Annotated in this window: 14 protein-coding genes and 1 pseudogene; 13 read left to right on the top strand and 2 right to left on the bottom strand. The window is 72.5% G+C overall.

The features are described 5' to 3' along the window. Positions 1-26 precede the first annotated feature (26 nt). From AB0A63_RS08245 to AB0A63_RS08225, 5 genes are all read left to right on the top strand, one after another. Complete coding sequence (locus AB0A63_RS08245; protein WP_360386932.1) at positions 27-314, top strand: hypothetical protein; 288 nt, start codon at positions 27-29, stop codon at positions 312-314. A gap of 312 nt (positions 315-626) precedes the next feature. Beyond that, positions 627-1,538 carry a LytTR family DNA-binding domain-containing protein gene (locus AB0A63_RS08240; RefSeq protein ID WP_360386929.1) on the top strand — a complete coding sequence of 304 codons (912 nt, stop codon included), beginning with the start codon at positions 627-629 and terminating at the stop codon, positions 1,536-1,538. After that, entirely contained in the window at positions 1,535-1,936 is a 402-nt protein-coding gene (locus AB0A63_RS08235; protein ID WP_360386926.1) for a hypothetical protein, read from the top strand. Before AB0A63_RS08240 ends, AB0A63_RS08235 begins: the two co-directional genes overlap by 4 nt. Continuing rightward, positions 1,933-3,678 (top strand): cation acetate symporter, encoded by a 1,746-nt coding sequence (locus tag AB0A63_RS08230; protein WP_360386923.1) that lies wholly within the window; start codon positions 1,933-1,935, stop codon positions 3,676-3,678. Before AB0A63_RS08235 ends, AB0A63_RS08230 begins: the two co-directional genes overlap by 4 nt. A gap of 12 nt (positions 3,679-3,690) precedes the next feature. Then, entirely contained in the window at positions 3,691-4,866 is a 1,176-nt protein-coding gene (locus AB0A63_RS08225; RefSeq protein WP_360386920.1) for a histidine kinase, read from the top strand. 372 nt (positions 4,867-5,238) lie between these two features. Here AB0A63_RS08225 and AB0A63_RS08220 read toward each other — a convergent pair. Next, positions 5,239-5,637 (bottom strand): annotated as a pseudogene (locus tag AB0A63_RS08220) (transposase); the annotation flags it as partial. A gap of 659 nt (positions 5,638-6,296) precedes the next feature. Here AB0A63_RS08220 and AB0A63_RS08215 point away from each other — a divergent pair. From AB0A63_RS08215 to AB0A63_RS08185, 7 genes are read left to right on the top strand one after another with little or no spacing between them, the layout of a single operon-like run. Beyond that, entirely contained in the window at positions 6,297-7,115 is an 819-nt protein-coding gene (locus tag AB0A63_RS08215) for a metallophosphoesterase (protein ID WP_360386917.1), read from the top strand. Beyond that, the gene (locus AB0A63_RS08210; RefSeq protein ID WP_360386914.1) at positions 7,116-7,757 is read left to right on the top strand and encodes a 4'-phosphopantetheinyl transferase superfamily protein; all 642 of its coding nucleotides are present in this window, start codon (positions 7,116-7,118) and stop codon (positions 7,755-7,757) included. A 34-nt stretch (positions 7,758-7,791) separates the two neighbouring features. Then, entirely contained in the window at positions 7,792-8,535 is a 744-nt protein-coding gene (locus tag AB0A63_RS08205) for a hypothetical protein (RefSeq protein ID WP_360386911.1), read from the top strand. Further along, positions 8,532-9,260: an amidohydrolase family protein gene (locus tag AB0A63_RS08200; RefSeq protein WP_360386909.1), complete on the top strand. Its 729-nt coding sequence runs from the start codon at positions 8,532-8,534 to the stop codon at positions 9,258-9,260. Before AB0A63_RS08205 ends, AB0A63_RS08200 begins: the two co-directional genes overlap by 4 nt. After that, entirely contained in the window at positions 9,257-10,471 is a 1,215-nt protein-coding gene (locus tag AB0A63_RS08195) for a sugar ABC transporter substrate-binding protein (protein WP_360386907.1), read from the top strand. Before AB0A63_RS08200 ends, AB0A63_RS08195 begins: the two co-directional genes overlap by 4 nt. Next, positions 10,471-11,277, top strand: coding sequence for a sugar ABC transporter permease (locus AB0A63_RS08190; protein ID WP_360386904.1), 807 nt, complete (start codon positions 10,471-10,473; stop codon positions 11,275-11,277). The genes AB0A63_RS08195 and AB0A63_RS08190 overlap by 1 nt, the downstream gene beginning before the upstream one ends. Continuing rightward, positions 11,274-12,071 (top strand): carbohydrate ABC transporter permease, encoded by a 798-nt coding sequence (locus tag AB0A63_RS08185; RefSeq protein ID WP_360386902.1) that lies wholly within the window; start codon positions 11,274-11,276, stop codon positions 12,069-12,071. Before AB0A63_RS08190 ends, AB0A63_RS08185 begins: the two co-directional genes overlap by 4 nt. Here the strand turns inward: AB0A63_RS08185 and AB0A63_RS08180 are convergent. Then, positions 12,052-14,862, bottom strand: coding sequence for a BTAD domain-containing putative transcriptional regulator (locus tag AB0A63_RS08180; protein ID WP_360386900.1), 2,811 nt, complete (start codon positions 14,860-14,862; stop codon positions 12,052-12,054). The two genes, AB0A63_RS08185 and AB0A63_RS08180, sit on opposite strands and share 20 nt — an antisense overlap. A gap of 392 nt (positions 14,863-15,254) precedes the next feature. Between AB0A63_RS08180 and AB0A63_RS08175 the strand changes: the two genes are divergently transcribed. Then, the gene (locus tag AB0A63_RS08175) at positions 15,255-16,736 is read left to right on the top strand and encodes a glutamate--cysteine ligase (RefSeq protein ID WP_360388337.1); all 1,482 of its coding nucleotides are present in this window, start codon (positions 15,255-15,257) and stop codon (positions 16,734-16,736) included. The last annotated feature ends 48 nt before the right edge of the window (positions 16,737-16,784 follow it).

The following is a 16,784-nucleotide window of genomic DNA, read 5'->3' as shown; positions in this document are numbered from 1 at the left end:
TGGCGCACCACCACGGGAGGAGTGAAGTGGACCCGGCACTGGACTCGCTGCGCGACCGGCTGGCGGAGATCGTCGCGTCGCCGCCGGACAACACCGAAGCCCTCGTCGACACGCTGAGCGGACTGGCCAAGCTCTCGAACCAGTGGTCCGAGGCGATCCAGGCGTTGCGCGCGCCCACCCGCAGACTCGTCGGGCCGGCCGCTGCCGCCTCGGTGAGCGTGGCGGCGCGGCGTGCGGAGGAGTCGTTCATCGAGCTGGAAATCACGCTGGGTGACGCGCTGGCGGCCCAGCCGAGGGCGATCCGGCAGTCCTGAGGCCGCCGCTCGCGTGACCAGGCAACTGCACGGTGGGTGACGACGGCGCCGATGACAGGGGCCAGACGCACCCGTTCGGAGGGTTCCCGTACCTCCTCGACCTGTCGGATGATGCGCCAATTGGGCTTTCTGGGGTCGAGGGGGTGCTTGCCGTGCGCACGACGGGCAACCGGACCCCCGCGGCGACTCACCCTCCGTGAGGAGGCATGATCGCGTATCCGACGCCCTCGGCTCACCAGGCGCGCGTTGACCGAGCGTGGTCCAGTCGCGCCACGTGAGGATCGGCCGTACACAGTTTGGACTCGATCTCGAATGACCTCAGGTCTGCCGTGCCCCCTGTGCGAGGGACCGGATCGACGTGGCAGCCTCGAACGGTCCCTGCGGGTGCTCGCCGTCGACGACGAGGCACCCGCGCTGGAGGACCTCACCTACCTGTTGCGCTCGGACCCGCGCATCGCGCACGTCGAAGCCGTCACCGACGCCACGAAGGCGCTGCGGGTGCTGCACCGGGCGATGGACGCGGGCCAGCCGCTCGACGCGGTGTTCCTCGACATCCGCATGCCGGGACTGGACGGTCTCGACCTCGCCCGCGTGCTGTCGAGGTTCGCGCAGCCGCCACCGGTCGTGTTCGTGACCGCGCACCAGCAGCCCGCCGTCGAGGCGTTCGAGCTCAAGGCGCTCGACTACCTGCTCAAGCCGGTGCGCCAGGAGCGGCTGGCCGAGTCGGTGCACCGGATCGTGCACGAGGTCTGGGACTCGAAGAACCCCGCGGAGGCCGCCCCGCCCGCGGCCGCGCAACCGGCCAACGCCACCCCGCCCGAGGTCGGTGACGAGGTCATCCCGGTCGAGCTCGGCGGCGTCACCCGCTTCATCCGGCTCGCTGACATCCGGTACGTGGAGGCGCACGGCGACTACGCCCGGCTGCACACCGCGACCGGCAGCGGGCTGGTCCGCGCCGCGCTCAACGGGCTCGAGGAGCGCTGGCGCAGCGCCGGGTTCGTGCGCATCCACCGCAGCCACCTCGTCTCGCTCGGCCACATCGACGAGCTGCGGCTGGAGGAGGGGCACCTCAGCGTCACGATCGGCGGCGCGGTGCTGCCGGTGAGCCGCCGGCACGCCCGGCACCTGCGGCAGCTGCTCGTGCGCCGCGCCCGGCCGGCGCCGGTGTCCGGTCAGGCCGCGCCCGCGGCCACCGCGCACCCGCGCAACGGGCTGGGGTCGTGACGACACCGCCACCGGGGCAGCCGCCCCCGCGGCCGGTCCAGCGCGTGGTGGTGACGAGTCCCCGCACCAGGGCGCCGCGGGCCCGGCGGCCGTACCCGGGCACCAGGGAGATCAACGAGCAGAGCGAGCTCGGCGCTGTCTACATGCGCACCCTGATCCGCGCCCAGCGCAGGCTGGGCCTGTCGGTGTGCTTCGTGGTGTGCGGGACGCTGGGACTGCTGCCGCTGCTGTTCGCGATCGAGCCGCAGATCGGCAAGATGCGGATCTTCGGGCTCGGGCTGCCGTGGTTCCTGCTGTGCGTGGCGACGGGCCCGATGCTGCTGCTGGCCGGCTGGTTCTACGTGCGGCAGGCCGAACGCAGCGAGCGCGAGTTCGCGGAGCTGGTCGAACGGCCATGACGAGCGGGTACGCCGTCGTGGCGGTGCTGGTCGTCGCACTGGGCACGATCCTGGTCGGCACGTACGGGCTGCGCGTCTCCCGCACCACGTCGGATTTCTACGTCGCGTCGCGCACGGTGTCGCCGTGGTGGAACGCCTCGGCGATCGGCGGCGAGTACCTGTCGGCGGCGTCGTTCGTGGGCATCGCCGGGCTGATCTTCGCCTACGGGCCGGACATGCTGTGGTTCCCGGTCGGCTACACCGCCGGGTACCTGGTGCTGCTGACGATGGTCGCCGCACCGCTGCGCCGCTCCGGCGCGTACACGCTGCCGGACTTCGCCGAGGCCCGCTTCCGCTCGCGCGGTGTGCGGGGCGTCGCGTCGGCGCTGGCGCTGGCGATCGGCTGGCTGTACCTGTTGCCGCAGCTCGAAGGCGCGGGGCTGACGCTGAACACGGTGACCGGGGCGCCGGACTGGGTGGGCGCGCTGGTCGTCGCGGCGGTCGTGACGGTCAACGTGATGTCCGGCGGGATGCGGTCGATCACGTTCGTGCAGGCGTTCCAGTACTGGCTCAAGCTCACCGCGATCACCGTGCCGGTCGTGTTCCTGGTCGTCGCGTGGCAGGTGCACGGCGCCCAGTCGCTGACCGCACCGGAGTTCCCGTCGTTCCGGCAGGACACCGAGGTCGTGTTCCGGAACGAGACGGTGGTGCACGCCGAGCAGGCCGTCACCGTCCGGGGCTCCGGCGAGGTCGACGGGCAGCGCGTGGAGGGTGACGGGCACGTGCTGACCGCCGGCCACCACCGCGTCGGGCGGGGCACGGAGCTCACGTTCCCACAGGGCTCGACCGTGCCGCACGTGTCCACGATGGGGCACAACACCAACGAGACGTGGTCGCTGCCGGAGTCGAGCGGGCAGCAGTTCCCGCTGTACGCGGCCTACTCGCTGATCATCGCGACGTTCCTGGGGACCATGGGGCTGCCGCACGTGATCGTGCGCTTCTACACCAACCCGAACGGCACGGCCGCGCGCCGCACGACGTTGATCGTGCTGGGCCTGCTGTCGGTGTTCTACCTGATGCCACCGGTGTACGGGGCGCTCGGCCGGCTGTACACGCCCGAGCTGCTGATGACCGGGCAGACCGACGCCGTGGTGCTCGTGCTGCCGACGCGGATGATCGACGGTCTCGGCGGCGAGCTGCTCGGCGCGCTGGTGGCCGGTGGCGCGTTCGCGGCGTTCCTGTCGACGTCCTCGGGGCTGGTGGTGTCGCTGGCGGGTGTCCTGTCGCAGGACGTGCTGCGGCTCGGCGGCGTGCGCGGGTTCCGGATCTCGACGGTGCTCGCGGGCATCGTGCCGCTGGCGATGACGTTCGTGTCGACGGGCATGCCGGTGGCGGACATGGTGGGCCTGGCGTTCGCGGTGGCGGCGTCGTCGCTGTGCCCGTTGCTGATGCTGGGGATCTGGTCGACCCGGATCACGACCGCCGGCGCCATCGCGGGCATGCTCGCGGGCGGCCTGCCCGCCCTGACCGCGGGGCTGGTCACGATGTTCACCGACACCGGCGACGCCCGGTACGAGACGCTCCTGTCCCGTCCGGCGGCGTGGACGGTGCCGCTGGGCTTCGGGGTCATGTACGTGGTCTCCCTGCTCACCCAGCGGCACGTGCCGCCGGGGGTGCAGCGCACGATGGTCAAGCTCCACGCGCCCGAGAACCTCGGGCTGGACGGCTCAGGTTCGTCTTCCCACGGCGACGAGCGAAGCTAGAGGTGAACTGAGATGCACGACCTCCTCACCGCCGCGGCGATCCTGATCGTCGGCGGGGCGGCGGTGCTCGTGCTGTGGCGGGGCACGCGCAGCCGGCAGTCGCTGTCGACCGAGGCCCAGCGCGTGACCTACGAGACCCTGCACACCGCCTGGTCCGCCGCTCCCCCGCTGCGCGCGGGCCTGGTCCCGGACGCGGCGAAGAGGTCCGCGCGCCACCTGCGCACCCTGCTCGACACCCCCGCGCTCGCGCTGACCGACGAGACCGAGGTCGTCGCGTGGGAGGGCGTGTCCGAGCACCACGCCGCGGAGGCGATGGCGCAGGCGCAGGACGTGTTCCTGACCGGCCGCACCCAGGCGTTCGACATCGGCTGCACCGAACCGAACTGCCCGATCAACTGCGCGGTCGTCGCCCCGCTGACCGTCGAGGGCCGCGTGGTCGGGACCCTGGCCGCCTACTCCCGCGAGGCCTCCGCGGGCCTGGTCCGCGCGACGAACCAGGTGGCCCGGTGGGCGGCGGGGCAGCTGGAGCTGGCCGAGCTCGACCGCTCGCGGACGCGCCTGGTGGAGGCCGAGGTGCGCGCACTCCGCGCCCAGATCTCACCGCACTTCATCTACAACTCGTTGTCCGCCATCGCTTCGTACGTCCGCACCAACCCGGAGCGCGCGCGTACGTTGCTCCTCGACTTCGCGGACTTCACCCGCTACTCGTTCCGGCGGCACGGCGACTTCACGACGCTGGCCGAGGAGCTGCGTTCGATAGACCAGTACCTCGCCCTCGAACGCGCCCGCTTCGGCGAACGCCTGAGGGTGACGTTGCAGGTGGCGCCCGAGGTGCTGCCGGTGACCGTGCCGTTCCTGTGCCTGCAGCCGCTCGTCGAGAACGCCGTGCGGCACGGCATGGAGGGCAAGGTCGAGCCGGGCCACATCCAGATCTACGCGAACGACAGCGGTGCCGAGGCCGAGATCACCATCGAGGACGACGGCATCGGCATGGACCCCGACGAGCTGCGGCGGACGCTCGCCGGTCAGGTCGACGAGTCCGCGGGGATCGGGCTCGGGAACATCGACGAGCGGTTGCGGCGGGTGTACGGGGACGAGTACGGGCTCGTGGTGGAGACGGCGTGCGGACTGGGCACGAAGATCACCGTGCGGGTGCCGAAGTACCAGGCGGGCATCAACGGCATGTGACGCGGGATGCGGTGAAGTGGCGCGGGAGCGGCCATGAGTGCGATGAGCGGTCGTGGTGCGATGAGCGGTCACGGGTGCGATGAGCGGTCACGGGTGCGATGAGCGGTCTGGAGTGGCGGTGCTCGGTCCGGCGGGCGACGCGGTGGTGCTGACGATGCCGGAAGCCACGCGGTTCATCACCCACGCGCGCCAGATGATCGCGGAGGCGACAGCGACAACGCACTGAGCGGACACCGGTCGGCCGGTCACGGTGCGATGAGCGGTCAGTGCTCGGCAGGGCGCACGAACCGGGCGAGCGCAACACAACGCCGGGGCCACCCTTCCTCAGGGTGACCCCGGCGCGAGCAGGGGGACGGCGCCTCAGCCGGCCGCCTTCGCCGACCGGCGGTCCGCCGCGTCGAGCACGGCGCGGATCCAGTCGACCTCGTCGGTGCCGCAGGCGCCCTCGGCCACGGCGCGGCGCAGGCGGGTCCACAGGCCCAGGTCGGTCCACTCCTGGAAGCGGCGGTGCACGGTCGGCACGGTCACGCCGAAGGACGCGGGCAGGTGCCGCCACGCGCAGCCGGAGGAGAGCACGAAGACGATGGCGGTGAAGACCGTGCGGTTGCAGACGCGGCCGCGGCCACCGCCCTGGCGGCGGACCTTCGCGGGTGGGATGAGGGGTTCGACGACGGCCCACAGGTTGGGGCTGACCAGGCGGGACGAGAGCTGTTCGATGACGTCGCCGCGGCCGGGGTCGGCGGTCTGCTCCGGCCACACGCCGGCGCGCATCCAGGAGTCCTGGCGCGGGACGGAGGTGTCGGCGGAACGGGTGTCCTGGCGGGCGGACTCGGCGCGCTGGCGGGAGCGCAGCAGGGTGGCCAGCGCGGTCTCCTCGGCCGTGCTGCGGCGCGAGGGGACGGCGTAGGCCTGGTGCTGCTGGGCGTGGCGGGCGATCTCGGCGCCGACGGTGCGGCGGAACGACGGTGCGGCGGCCAGGCGCGGGTCGACCGGCTGGCCGTAGCGGGGCACCTGGCCCTGGCGCGGCGGCAGCGGGCGCTGGGGCAGCTGACCCTGGGGGGCCTGGCGCGCGGGCACCGGGCGCGCGGGGACCTGACCCTGGGGGACCTGCCGCTGCGGGACTCCGCGCGCGAGTCGCGGGTCCGGCGTGCGGGCGAACTGGGAGTCGGTCATGGTGTGGTCCTCCGCCAGGACTTTTCCGTCAGGTGACAGCGCTCACGGTAGGAACGGTGCAGGTGGACAGGTAAGTGCGCGGGCCGTCGGCAGCGATGAGCGGGGCAAGGTCGGCGACTTGCGGCTCGCCCTGTTGAGACGAGTGGCGCACTGTCTGCGACGAACGGATAACCGGTCGTGTTACTCAGGACACGAACGGGTGGTCTCTTCGGTTCAGGTTGATCTCCTCGCGTTGACGCCACGGCTACCGTCGAGGTGTGAAGCTCTTGGCCACCAGCGACCTGCACGTCTCCTACCAGGACAACCGCGACGTGGTGGCGGCGATCACCGCACCGGACCCGGCCGACTGGCTGATCGTCGCCGGGGACGTGGGTGAGAAGTTCGGCGACATCGAGTGGACCCTGCGGACGCTGCGCCCCCGGTTCGGCCGGGTCATCTGGTCCCCGGGCAACCACGAGCTCTGGACCACGAAGGACGACGAGAACCAGGCGCGCGGCGAGGTGCGCTACAAGCAGCTCGTCGAACTCTGCCGCAGCCTCGACGTGCTCACCCCGGAGGACCCGTACGCGGTCTTCGACGGCGACGGCGGGCCGGTCACCGTCTGTCCCCTCTTCATCGGCTACGACTACTCGTTCAGGCCACCGGGTGCCACGGACGTGCAGTCCGCCCTCGCCATCGCGCACGAGGCGGGCGTCGTGTGCACCGACGAGTACTTCCTGCACCCCGACCCCTACCCGTCGCGCGAGGCCTGGTGCCGGGCTCGGGTGGAGGAGACCGCGCGACGGCTCGCCGAGGTGAGCGGGCCGACCGTGCTGATCAACCACTACCCGCTCGTGCGCGACCCCACGTTCGTGCTGCGCTACCCCGAGTTCGCGCTGTGGTGCGGCACCACGGCGACGGCCGACTGGCACACGCGGTTCAACGCCGTCGAGATGGTCTACGGCCATCTGCACATCCCCCGCACGACCGTCTACGACGGCGTGCGCTTCGACGAGGTCTCCCTCGGCTACCCGCGCGAGTGGCGACCGCGCGGCGTGACCGGGGCCAAGCTGCACGACGTGTTGCGGGAGTCATAGGTGCTGGAACAACTCCTCCCCCCGCCGATCGCGGCGGTGGAACGGTTCGACGACGAGCAGCCGGCCGGCCTCTTCCCCGAGGAGGAGGCGCTGCTGGGCAACGCGGTGCCCAAGCGCCGCGCGGAGTTCGGCACCGCGCGCTGGTGCGCGCGCCAGGCCATGGCGCGGCTCGGTGTCGCGCCCGCGCCGGTGCTGCCGGGGCCCAAGCGCGAGCCGCTGTGGCCGGAGGGCGTCGTCGGCAGCCTCACGCACTGCCTGGGCTACCGGGCGGCCGCGCTGGCGAGCACGGCGGACTTCCTGACGATCGGCATCGACGCCGAACCGCACGGGCCCGCGCCGGACGGGGTGCTGGGGGCCATCGCGGTGCCGGCCGAGCTGGACCGGATGGCCGGGCTGCGGGCGGAGGACCCGAAGATCTGCTGGGACCGGCTGCTGTTCAGCGCGAAGGAGACCACGTACAAGGCGTGGTTCCCGGTCACGCGGCGGTGGCTCGGGTTCGAGGACGCGGACATCACGCTCGACCCGGACGGCACGTTCCACTCGCGGATCCTGCTGCCCGACACCCCGATCGCGGACTTCCGCGGCCGCTGGCTGGTGCAGGGCGACGTCCTGGTCACCGCGATCGCGGTGCCCGCCGTGTAGGGCTCGTGTAGGGGCGGCCACCAGGCTGCCGGTCATGGTGGCTCCCCTCCCCCACGTCCCGCACGAGCGGCACGAGATCGCGCTCGACGTCGACGTGCTCTTCGGCGCTGTGCCCACCCGCGACGTCGACGCGTCCATCGAGGCCGTGGGTGAGCAGCTCTCTCGTCACGGCATCGCGCGCGGGTTGGTGTGCTCGTTGCGGGGCGGGTTGTTCGACGCGTGCTCGGGCAACGACGAGATGCGCAAGGCGATCGAACAGACGGGTCATGTCCCCGTGGGCACAGTGGACATCCGTGACGCGCTGACGGCCGAGACGGAGATAGCGCGCCTTGCGGCCGAGGGTGTGCGGCTGCTGCGGGTGTTCCCGCCGGAGCAATGGGTGGAGCCGGAGTCACCGGGTCTGCAGCACGTCGTCGGCCTCGCGTCGGCCCACGGCATGGTGCTGCTGACGAGCGGCGACATCAGCCGCTACTGGCCCGCGTTCAGCGGCACGCGGGTGTGCTTCCTGGACGTGCACGCCTACAAGGTGGCGGACTTCGTCGTACTCGCCCGTCGCGAGCCGGGGTTCGTGGCCTCGACCCGGATGCTGGTCGGACCCGACTCGATCGAGCGGATCGCGGGCGAGGTCGGGGCGCACCACCTCGCGTACGGCTCGCGGGCGCCGGTGCACGACGTCATGCCGTCGGCGTTGCGTCTGCGCATGTCCGGCCTCGGCACCGAGGAGTGGCACCAGGTGGCCGGGGGCACGGCCACGGCGTGGCTGGAGGACGCCCGATGATCATCGACGTGCACGGGCACGCGGGACCGTGGTTCTTCTCGACGGACGTGGGCGCCGTCGACGTCAACATCAAGCTCATGGACCGCTACGGCATCGACCGGCAGATCGTGTCCGCGTCCGAGGCGGTCACCTACGACATGGTGAGCGGCAACAGGTGGATGGCCGAGGCATTGGCCGAACAACCGCGTCTGCTCGGATACGTCGTCATCAACCCCAACCAGCTCGACGAGGCCGCACGCGAGCTGGAGCGCTACACCCCGGCGAAGCGGTTCGTGGGCGTGAAGATCCACACCACCTACCCCGCGCTGCCGCTCACGTCCACGCCGACGCGGGAGGCGCTGCGGATGGCCGCTGCCGCCGGGCTGCCGGTGCTGGTGCACACCTGGGACGACAGCGTGCTGGGTCTCGTGGACGTGCTGGAGGAGGTGCCGGGGCTGCGGGTGATCGCGGGGCACATGGGCGGGCCGGCGTGGCGGACGGCGGTCGAGGCGGCGGTCCGCAGCGACCGGCTCTACCTCGAACCGTGCTGCTCGATCACCGACCGCGACCGCTTCCGCTACGCCCTGGACCGCGTGCCGGTGGAGCAGGTGCTCTTCGGCACCGACAGCACGCTGGTCGACCCGGCGATCGCGCTCGGCGTGGTCGTGGACGCGGGCCTGAGCGAACGCGAGCACGAGCACGTGATGTGGCGCAACGCCGCCGGCCTGTTCGGGATTCCGGCGTGAGGCGCCTGCTCGCCGCGGCACTGGCGTTCGCCCTCACGGCCTGCGGCGCACCGGTGACCGGCCGGACGGTGACCGTGTGGCTGTACCCGGTCATCGACGACGAGACCGCGAGCAGGGCGTTCTGGCAGGAGGTCGAGCGCGGCTTCGAGTCGTCGCACGACATCGACCTGCGGATTCAACTGCAACCGTGGGCCGGCCGGCAGGAGAAGATCGGCACGGCGCTGCTGTCGGGCAGCGGACCGGACGTGGTGCTGCTGCAGCCGGACATGATCCCGCAGTACGCCGCCCAGCGGGCGCTCCAGCCGGTCGGCGACGTGGTGGCGGCGAGTGGGACGGCGTTCCGGCCGTCGGCGGTCTCGGCGCTGACGGTGAACGGCGAGGTCTACGGCGTGCCGCTGTACCAGACCGTCACGACGACGGTCTACAACCGCGCGTTGTTCGCGCAGGCGGGGATCACGGAACTGCCGCGGACGTGGGACGAGGTCAGGGCGGCCGCGCCGCGGCTCGCGGCCAGGGGCGTGCCGGTGCTCGACTACGCCGGGTCGGCCGAGGAGACGCTCAACATCACCTTCTACCCGCTGCTGTGGCAGGCGGGCGGCACGGTGTTCAGCCCGGACGGCCGGCGCAGCGCGTTCTCCTCCCCGGAGGGCGTCGCGGCGCTGCGGTTCCTCGTCGACCTCGCGGCGGCGGGCGGCCTGCCCGCGGACGTCACGACCCGCAAGAGCGACATCAGGGACGACCCGGTGGCACTGGGGAAAGCGGCGATGAGCCACGTGACGACCGCCGCGGAGGCCCGCGCCATCGCGGCGGGCATCGGAGCGGACAACACCGCGGTCGGCCCGCCGTTGCAGGGCCGGGTGCGGGCGACGTTCGGCCAGCCCGGCGCGTTGGCGCTGGTGCGCACCGCGAAGGACACCGCGGCGGCCAGGACCGTGCTCGCCCACCTGAGCTCGCGGGAGGTCGTCGACGCGCTGTGCGCCCGGTCGGACTTCTTCGCGCCGTGGGCCGAGGTGGCGCCGCCGCAGGACGCCCTGGCGAGGAGCTTCCTCGACGCGCTGCCCTACGCGTCGGCCGGTGACCCGCACCCGCAGGCGCGCAGGGTGATGGGCCTGCTGGCCCCGCACCTGCAGGCCGCGCTGCTGGGCAGGAGCACCCCGGAGCAGGCGCTCGCCGACGCCGCCGCCGAGGTCGACGGGCTGCTCGGCCGCTGATGCGCGGCGCGGTCACGACCCTGCTCTTCCTGCTGCCGGTGCTGGTGCTCTTCGGCCTGTTCCGGGTCGTCCCGGTGCTGGGGGCGGCCGGGCTGAGCCTCACCGACCACGACGCGGGCGGCGGCTGGACGTTCGTCGGGCTGGCGAACTACCGCGACCTGGCCGCGAGCCGGACGTTCACGGCCAGCCTGCGCACCACGCTCGGCTACGTCGCGCTGTGCGTGCCGCTGACCGTGCTGGTGGCGCTGGGAACGGCGGTGCTGCTCGACCGGGTCACGTGGGCGCGCGGCTGGTTCCGCGCCGCCCTGCTCGCCCCGTACGCCACCAGCCCGGTGCTCGCCGCCGTGGTGTGGCGGTGGCTGTTCGAGCCGCTGGGGGTGCTGTCCCACCCGTCGCTGGTGCTGCCCGCGCTCGCCGTCGTGAGCGTGTGGAAGGGGTCCGGCTACGCGGTGCTGGTGCTCTTCGCCGGTCTGCAGGACGTGCCGTCCGACTGCCTGGACGCGGCCAGGGTGGACGGGGCGACCGCATGGCAACGGGTGTGGCACGTGCTGCTGCCGTTCCTGCGCCCGGTGTTGTTCTTCGTGGTGGTGGTCGAGACGATCGGCGCGTTCCAGGTCTTCGACACCGTTTTCGTGCTGACCGAGGGAGGGCCGATGCGGGCCAGCCAGGTGCTGGCGTACGTGGTGTACGAGTACGGGTTCCGGTTGTTCGACCTCGGGCACGCGGCGGCGGCCGGGGTCGTGCTGTGGGCCGTGGTGCTGCTGGTGGCGCTGACCCAGCGGCGGGTGTTCGGCGGGGACCCGTGAGGCGCTCGCGGTGGCCGGTCGTGGTGCTGGCGGTGGTCACGCTGCTCGCGCTGGGACCGTTCGCCGTGATGGTCGTGGTCGCGCTGTCACCACCCGGTTCCCCGACGCTGCCGCACGCCCTGCCGGAGTCGCTGACGCTGCGGAACTTCGCCGTGGTGCTCGCGGCCGAGGACTTCGTGCGGTGGACGCTCAACACGCTGGTCTACGCGCTGGTGTCGGTGGTGGTGGTCCTGCTGTCCGCGTCGATGGCCGCGTACGTGTTCGCCCGCAAGCGCTTCCGCGGCCGGGACCTGCTGCTGTGGACGATCGTGTCGACGTTCATGGTGCCGTTCCACGCGGTGCTGGTGCCGTTGCTGCTGCTGGTCGCGTCGCTGGGGTGGGTGGACACCTGGTGGGGACTGGTGGTGCCGACGCTCGCCAACGCCCAGGCGGTGCTGGTGCTGCGGCAGTTCATCCGCGCGCTGCCGGGCGAGGTGTTCGACGCCGTGCGGGTCGACGGCGCCGGCGACTGGCGGACCTACTGGCACATCGTGCTGCCGTTGTGCCGTCCGGTGCTCGCCACGCTCGCGGTGTTCGTGTTCCTGTGGCACTGGAACGACTTCCTGTGGCCGTTGGTGGTCACGAACTCCACGGACATGCGCACGCTCACCCTCGGTCTGTCCACGATGGACTCCACACGGCTGGACATCGCCGAGCTGATGGCCGCCGCGACCGCCACGGCGCTGCCGTGCCTGGTGGTGTTCTGGTTGCTGCAACGGCACCTGGTCAGCGCGCTCACCGGCCGGGGCCGGTGAGGCCCGTGCTGTGCAGCGCGGCACGGGTGCGGACCTGGTGCAGCGGCATGTCGAACCGTTCGAACAGCCGCAACGCCCGCGTGAAGCACTCCTGCGCCTCGGTGAAGCGGCGGTCGCGGTGGGCGACCCAGCCGAGGCTGTAGAGGGTCTCGGCCTTGCCGACGCTCTCGTCCTGCGGCGAGAACGCGGCCTGCGACCGGGCCATCAGCGCCGCCGCGCGATCGGCGTCACCGCGCTGGGCGTGGATGGCGGCGAACACGTGCAGCGCCAGCGCCTCGTCGCGCGGACAGGACGCCGCACGGAACAGGCCGACGGCCGCCGGCATCGCGTGCTCGGTGGCGGCGAGGTCGCCGCGGGCGTTGTGCAGCAGGCCGTAGCTGAACAGCACGCACGCCCGCCCGTAGTCCGAGTCGAGCTCGGCGAAGGCGGCCAGCGCGCGGTCGAGGAACGCCGCGGCCTCGTCGAGGCGGCCCTGGTTGCGCCGCACCACCCCGAGCCCCTGCAGGGCGAAGGCACCGCCGAACGCGTCGGCGCACCGGTGGAAGCCGGCCCTGGCGCGCGCGAGCAGGGCGGCGGCCTCGTCGTGGCGGCCGTGGAAGAGGTCGACGCTGCCCAGGCCCAGGTTGGCGTAGGCCTGCCCCGGCACCTCGCCGAGGTCGTGGAACAGGTGCTGCGCCCGCGTGAAGTGCGTGCGCGCCTCGCTGAAGCGGTCGCGGTAGAACGCCAGCGCGCCGAGCCCCTGGTGCAGGACCGCGGTGCGCCGGGCGTCGCCGCTCTGCTGCGCGGCCGCCAGGACCAGCTCGTGCGTGTGCCGCCACAGGTCGTAGTGGCTGCGCAGGTCGAACAACGTCGTCAGCACCCCGGCGGTGTCGGCGGCGAGCGCGGTCAGGCCCAGCGCGAGCGCCTGCTCGACGACGGCGACCAGCGCGTCGCGTTCGGCCTCCAGGAACGCCAGCGGGTCGGCGAGCAGCCGGGCGGTGACGTCCCCCGGCAGGCGCGCGTCCCGCACCTCCAGCCGCACCTTGAGGAACCGGCTCGGCAGCCCGGACTCGGCGCGCGCGGCCAGGTCGAGCCAGGCGGTGAACGCGCGGGTGAGCGCCGCGGTGCGGCCGGGGTCGTCCTGCTGCGCGCGTTCGCGGCCGAAGACCCGCAGCAGGTCGTGGAACCGGTAGCGGCCGTGGCCCGCTGGTTCGAGCAGGTGCGCGTCGGCGAGGCCGTCGACGAGCTCCTCGGCGTCCGCGACGGGGACGCCGAGCAGCGGCCCCGCGACCCAGGCGGGGAAGTCCGGCACGTCGAGCAGGCTCAGCAACCGGAACGCGCGTCGCTGGGCGGGTCCGAGCGCCTCGTAGCTCAGCGCGAGGCTGGCGCGCGCCTCCAGGTCGTCGATGCACAGCTCGTTGAGGCGGGTGCCCTCGTCGGCCAGCCGTTCCGCGAGCCGCCCGACCGTCCAGTGCGCCCTGCGGGCCAGCCGGGAGCCCGCGATCCGCAGCGCCAGCGGGAGGTTGCCGCAGTAGCGGGCCACCGCCCTGGCGGCGTCGGGTTCCGCGGCGAGCCGGGACCGACCGGCGATCGAGGCGAGCACCCGCACCGCGTCCTCCGTGCCGAGCACGTCGAGGTGCACGGTGTGCGCGGTGTCGACGTCGACCAGCTGCGCCCGGCTCGTGATCAGCACCGCCGACCCCGCCGTGCCCGGCAGCAACGGCCGCACCTGCGCCATGTTCGCGGCGTCGTCGAGCACGACCAGCACGGGCCGCGCCGCGAGCTGCGACCGGTAGAGCGCGGCGCGGGCCTCCCGGTCCTCCGGAACGGCGTGCGGGTGCACCCCGCACGCGATCAGCAGCTCGGCCAGCACGGTCGCCGGGTCGCGCGGCGCGTGCGTGCCGCCCAGCCGCACGTAGAGCTGTCCGCCGGTGAAGTGCCCGGCCACCTCGTGCGCGACCCGCACCGCCAGCGTCGTCTTGCCCACGCCCGCCTTGCCGGTGATCGCGGCGACCGCACCGGCCCGCCCGGTCAGCAACCGGCGCAGCCGCGCGGTCTGGGTGGCGCGCCCGGTGACGTCCTGCGCGCCGGGCGGCAGCTGCATCGGTCGCACCACCACGGGTCCCTCGCCGCGCAGGACCTCCCGGTGCAGCTCCCGGATCTCCGCGCACGGTTCCACGCCGAGCGCCTCGACCAGCACCTCCCGCACCGCCCGGTACGTCTCCAGCGCCTCGGCGCGGCGCCCGGCCCGGTGCTGCGCGAGCATCAGCCGCCGCCACAGCCCCTCCCGCAGCGGCTGCTCCCGCACGAGCGCCGACAGCTCGGTGACGAGCGCCCGGTACTGCCCGGCCGCGAGCCGCGCGTCCGCGCAGTCCTCCCGCGCGGCGGCCGCCAGCTCCTCCAGCCGCACGACCTCGGTCTCGAGCCACCCGGCCCGCGGCACGTCCTCCAGCACCGCGCCCCGCCAGCAGTCCCACGCCTCCTGCCAGAGCTCGACCGCCTTCAGCGCGTCCCCGGCGCGCAGTGCGCTCCGGGCCTGCCCGGCAGAGGCCTCGAACCGCGCGCTGTCGAGCTGGTCCGGCTCCACCAGCAACCGGTACCCGCTGCCGTCGGTGACGAGCAGCCCGTCCAGCCCGACGTCCTTCAACGCGCTCCTGAGCCGGTTCACGTGCGTGTGCACGTTCGCCACCGCGCTCGCCGGCGGGTTCTCCCCCCACAGCGCGTCCACGATGCCGCTCAGCCCCACCGGTTTGCCCGCCCGCACCAGCAACGCGGCGAGCAACGTCCGCTGCCGAGGTCCCCCCAGTTTCACGGCCCTGCCGTTCCGCGTGACGCACAACGGTCCCAAAATGCCGAACCTCGCGATGTTCCCCAAGGCTCCCCACCCGGCTCTCGTCGCTGACTTCGCACGGTAGCACCGCCGACACGGTGCGAGGACAGCCCACAAAAGGGTCAAAAAGTGGACAACTCGCAACCAGGTAAGGGGCCGAATGAAAATGGGCGCCTGAACGACCGCCGGCTTTCTCCGCGGACCGCCGGGAAATCCACCCCGGAATTCGGGACAATGGAAGGCTGGTCATCGGGGCCGCGACACGGCGGGCGTCCGGCGTCCCACCTGGTGCGCGGGAACGCTCCCCTGAGTGTCGGATTGATCAACCATGGTGCAGAGTGGTGAGGTGTTCCCTCGACCGCCGGGAGGCCACCATGGGCGAGGACGTCGCGAAGCAGGAGTTCACGCGCGAGGACCGCACGCGGTACCGGACGAAGGTCCGGCGGTGCCTCGACGTGTTCGCGCGGATGCTGCGCGAGGCGCGGTTCGACTTCGAGCGGCCGATGACCGGCCTCGAGATCGAGATCAACCTGATCGACGAGCAGGGTGATCCCGCGATGAAGAACCACGAGGCGCTGGAGGTCATCGACGACCCGGACTTCGTGACGGAGCTGGGCCAGTGGAACATCGAGATCAACGTGGCGCCGCGGCGGCTGGCCGGCGGGGGCATCACGGCGTTCGAGGAGACGGTGCGCCGCAGCCTCAACGACGCCGAGGAGAAGGCCCGCCGGGTCGGCGCGCACATGGTCGTCAACGGCATCCTGCCGACGTTGCGGTCCCGGCACATCACGCCGGACCTGCTGTCGGGCAACCCGCGCTACGCGCTGCTGAACGAGCAGGTGCTGGCGGCGAGGGGCGAGGACCTGCAGATCTCCATCGACGGCGTCGAGCGGCTGCACCTCACGTCCAGCTCGATCGTGCCGGAGGCGGCGTGCACGAGCACGCAGCTGCACCTGCAGGTGAGCCCCGAGCAGTTCCCCGCCTACTGGAACGCCGCGCAGGCCATCGCCGGCGTGCAGGTGGCGGTGGGCGCGAACTCGCCGTTCTTCCTCGGCAAGGAGCTGTGGCGGGAGACGCGGATCGCGTTGTTCCAGCAGGCGACCGACACGCGCGGCGACGAGCTCAAGGCGCAGGGCGTGCGGCCGCGGGTGTGGTTCGGCGAGCGGTGGATCAACTCGATCTTCGACCTGTTCGAGGAGAACGTCCGCTACTTCCCCGCGCTGCTGCCGATCTGCGACGACGAGGACCCGCTCGCGGTGCTCGACAAGGGCGACACGCCCTCGCTGAGCGAGCTGAAGCTGCACAACGGCACGATCTACCGGTGGAACCGGCCGGTGTACGACGTGGTGCGGGACCGGCCGCACCTGCGCGTGGAGAACCGGGTGCTGCCCGCGGGTCCGACCATCGTGGACACCCTGGCGAACGCGGCGCTGTACTTCGGCCTCGTGCGCGCGCTGGCCGAGGACGAGCGTCCGCTGTGGTCGCAGATGAGCTTCCAGGCGGCGGAGGAGAACTTCAACGCCGCCGCGCGCAACGGCATGGACGCGCAGATGTACTGGCCCGGCGTCGGCACCGTGCCGGTGGTCGAGCTGGTGCTGCGCCGGCTGCTGCCGCTCGCCCACGAGGGGCTGATCCGGTGGGGCGTCGACTCGGCCGAGCGCGACCGCCTGCTGGGTGTGATCGAGCAGCGGTGCCTGAGCGGTGTGAACGGCGCGACCTGGCAGGCCAGGGAGTTCCACCGGCACTACGACCACTCGCACCTGGACCGGGCGGACGCGCTGCGCACGATGCTGCGGACCTACGTGGACCTCATGCACGCCAACGAACCCGTCCACACCTGGCCGTTGTCGTCGTGAAGGGGGCGTGGCACCGGCCACGCCCCCTCACTCACCTCACCGGGATCA

The sequence above is a fragment of the Lentzea sp. NPDC042327 genome, from assembly GCF_040647275.1.
Classification (GTDB): domain Bacteria; phylum Actinomycetota; class Actinomycetes; order Mycobacteriales; family Pseudonocardiaceae; genus Lentzea.
Note: the sequence above shows the minus strand (reverse complement) of the source record. Positions and strands in the feature narration are given on the sequence as shown.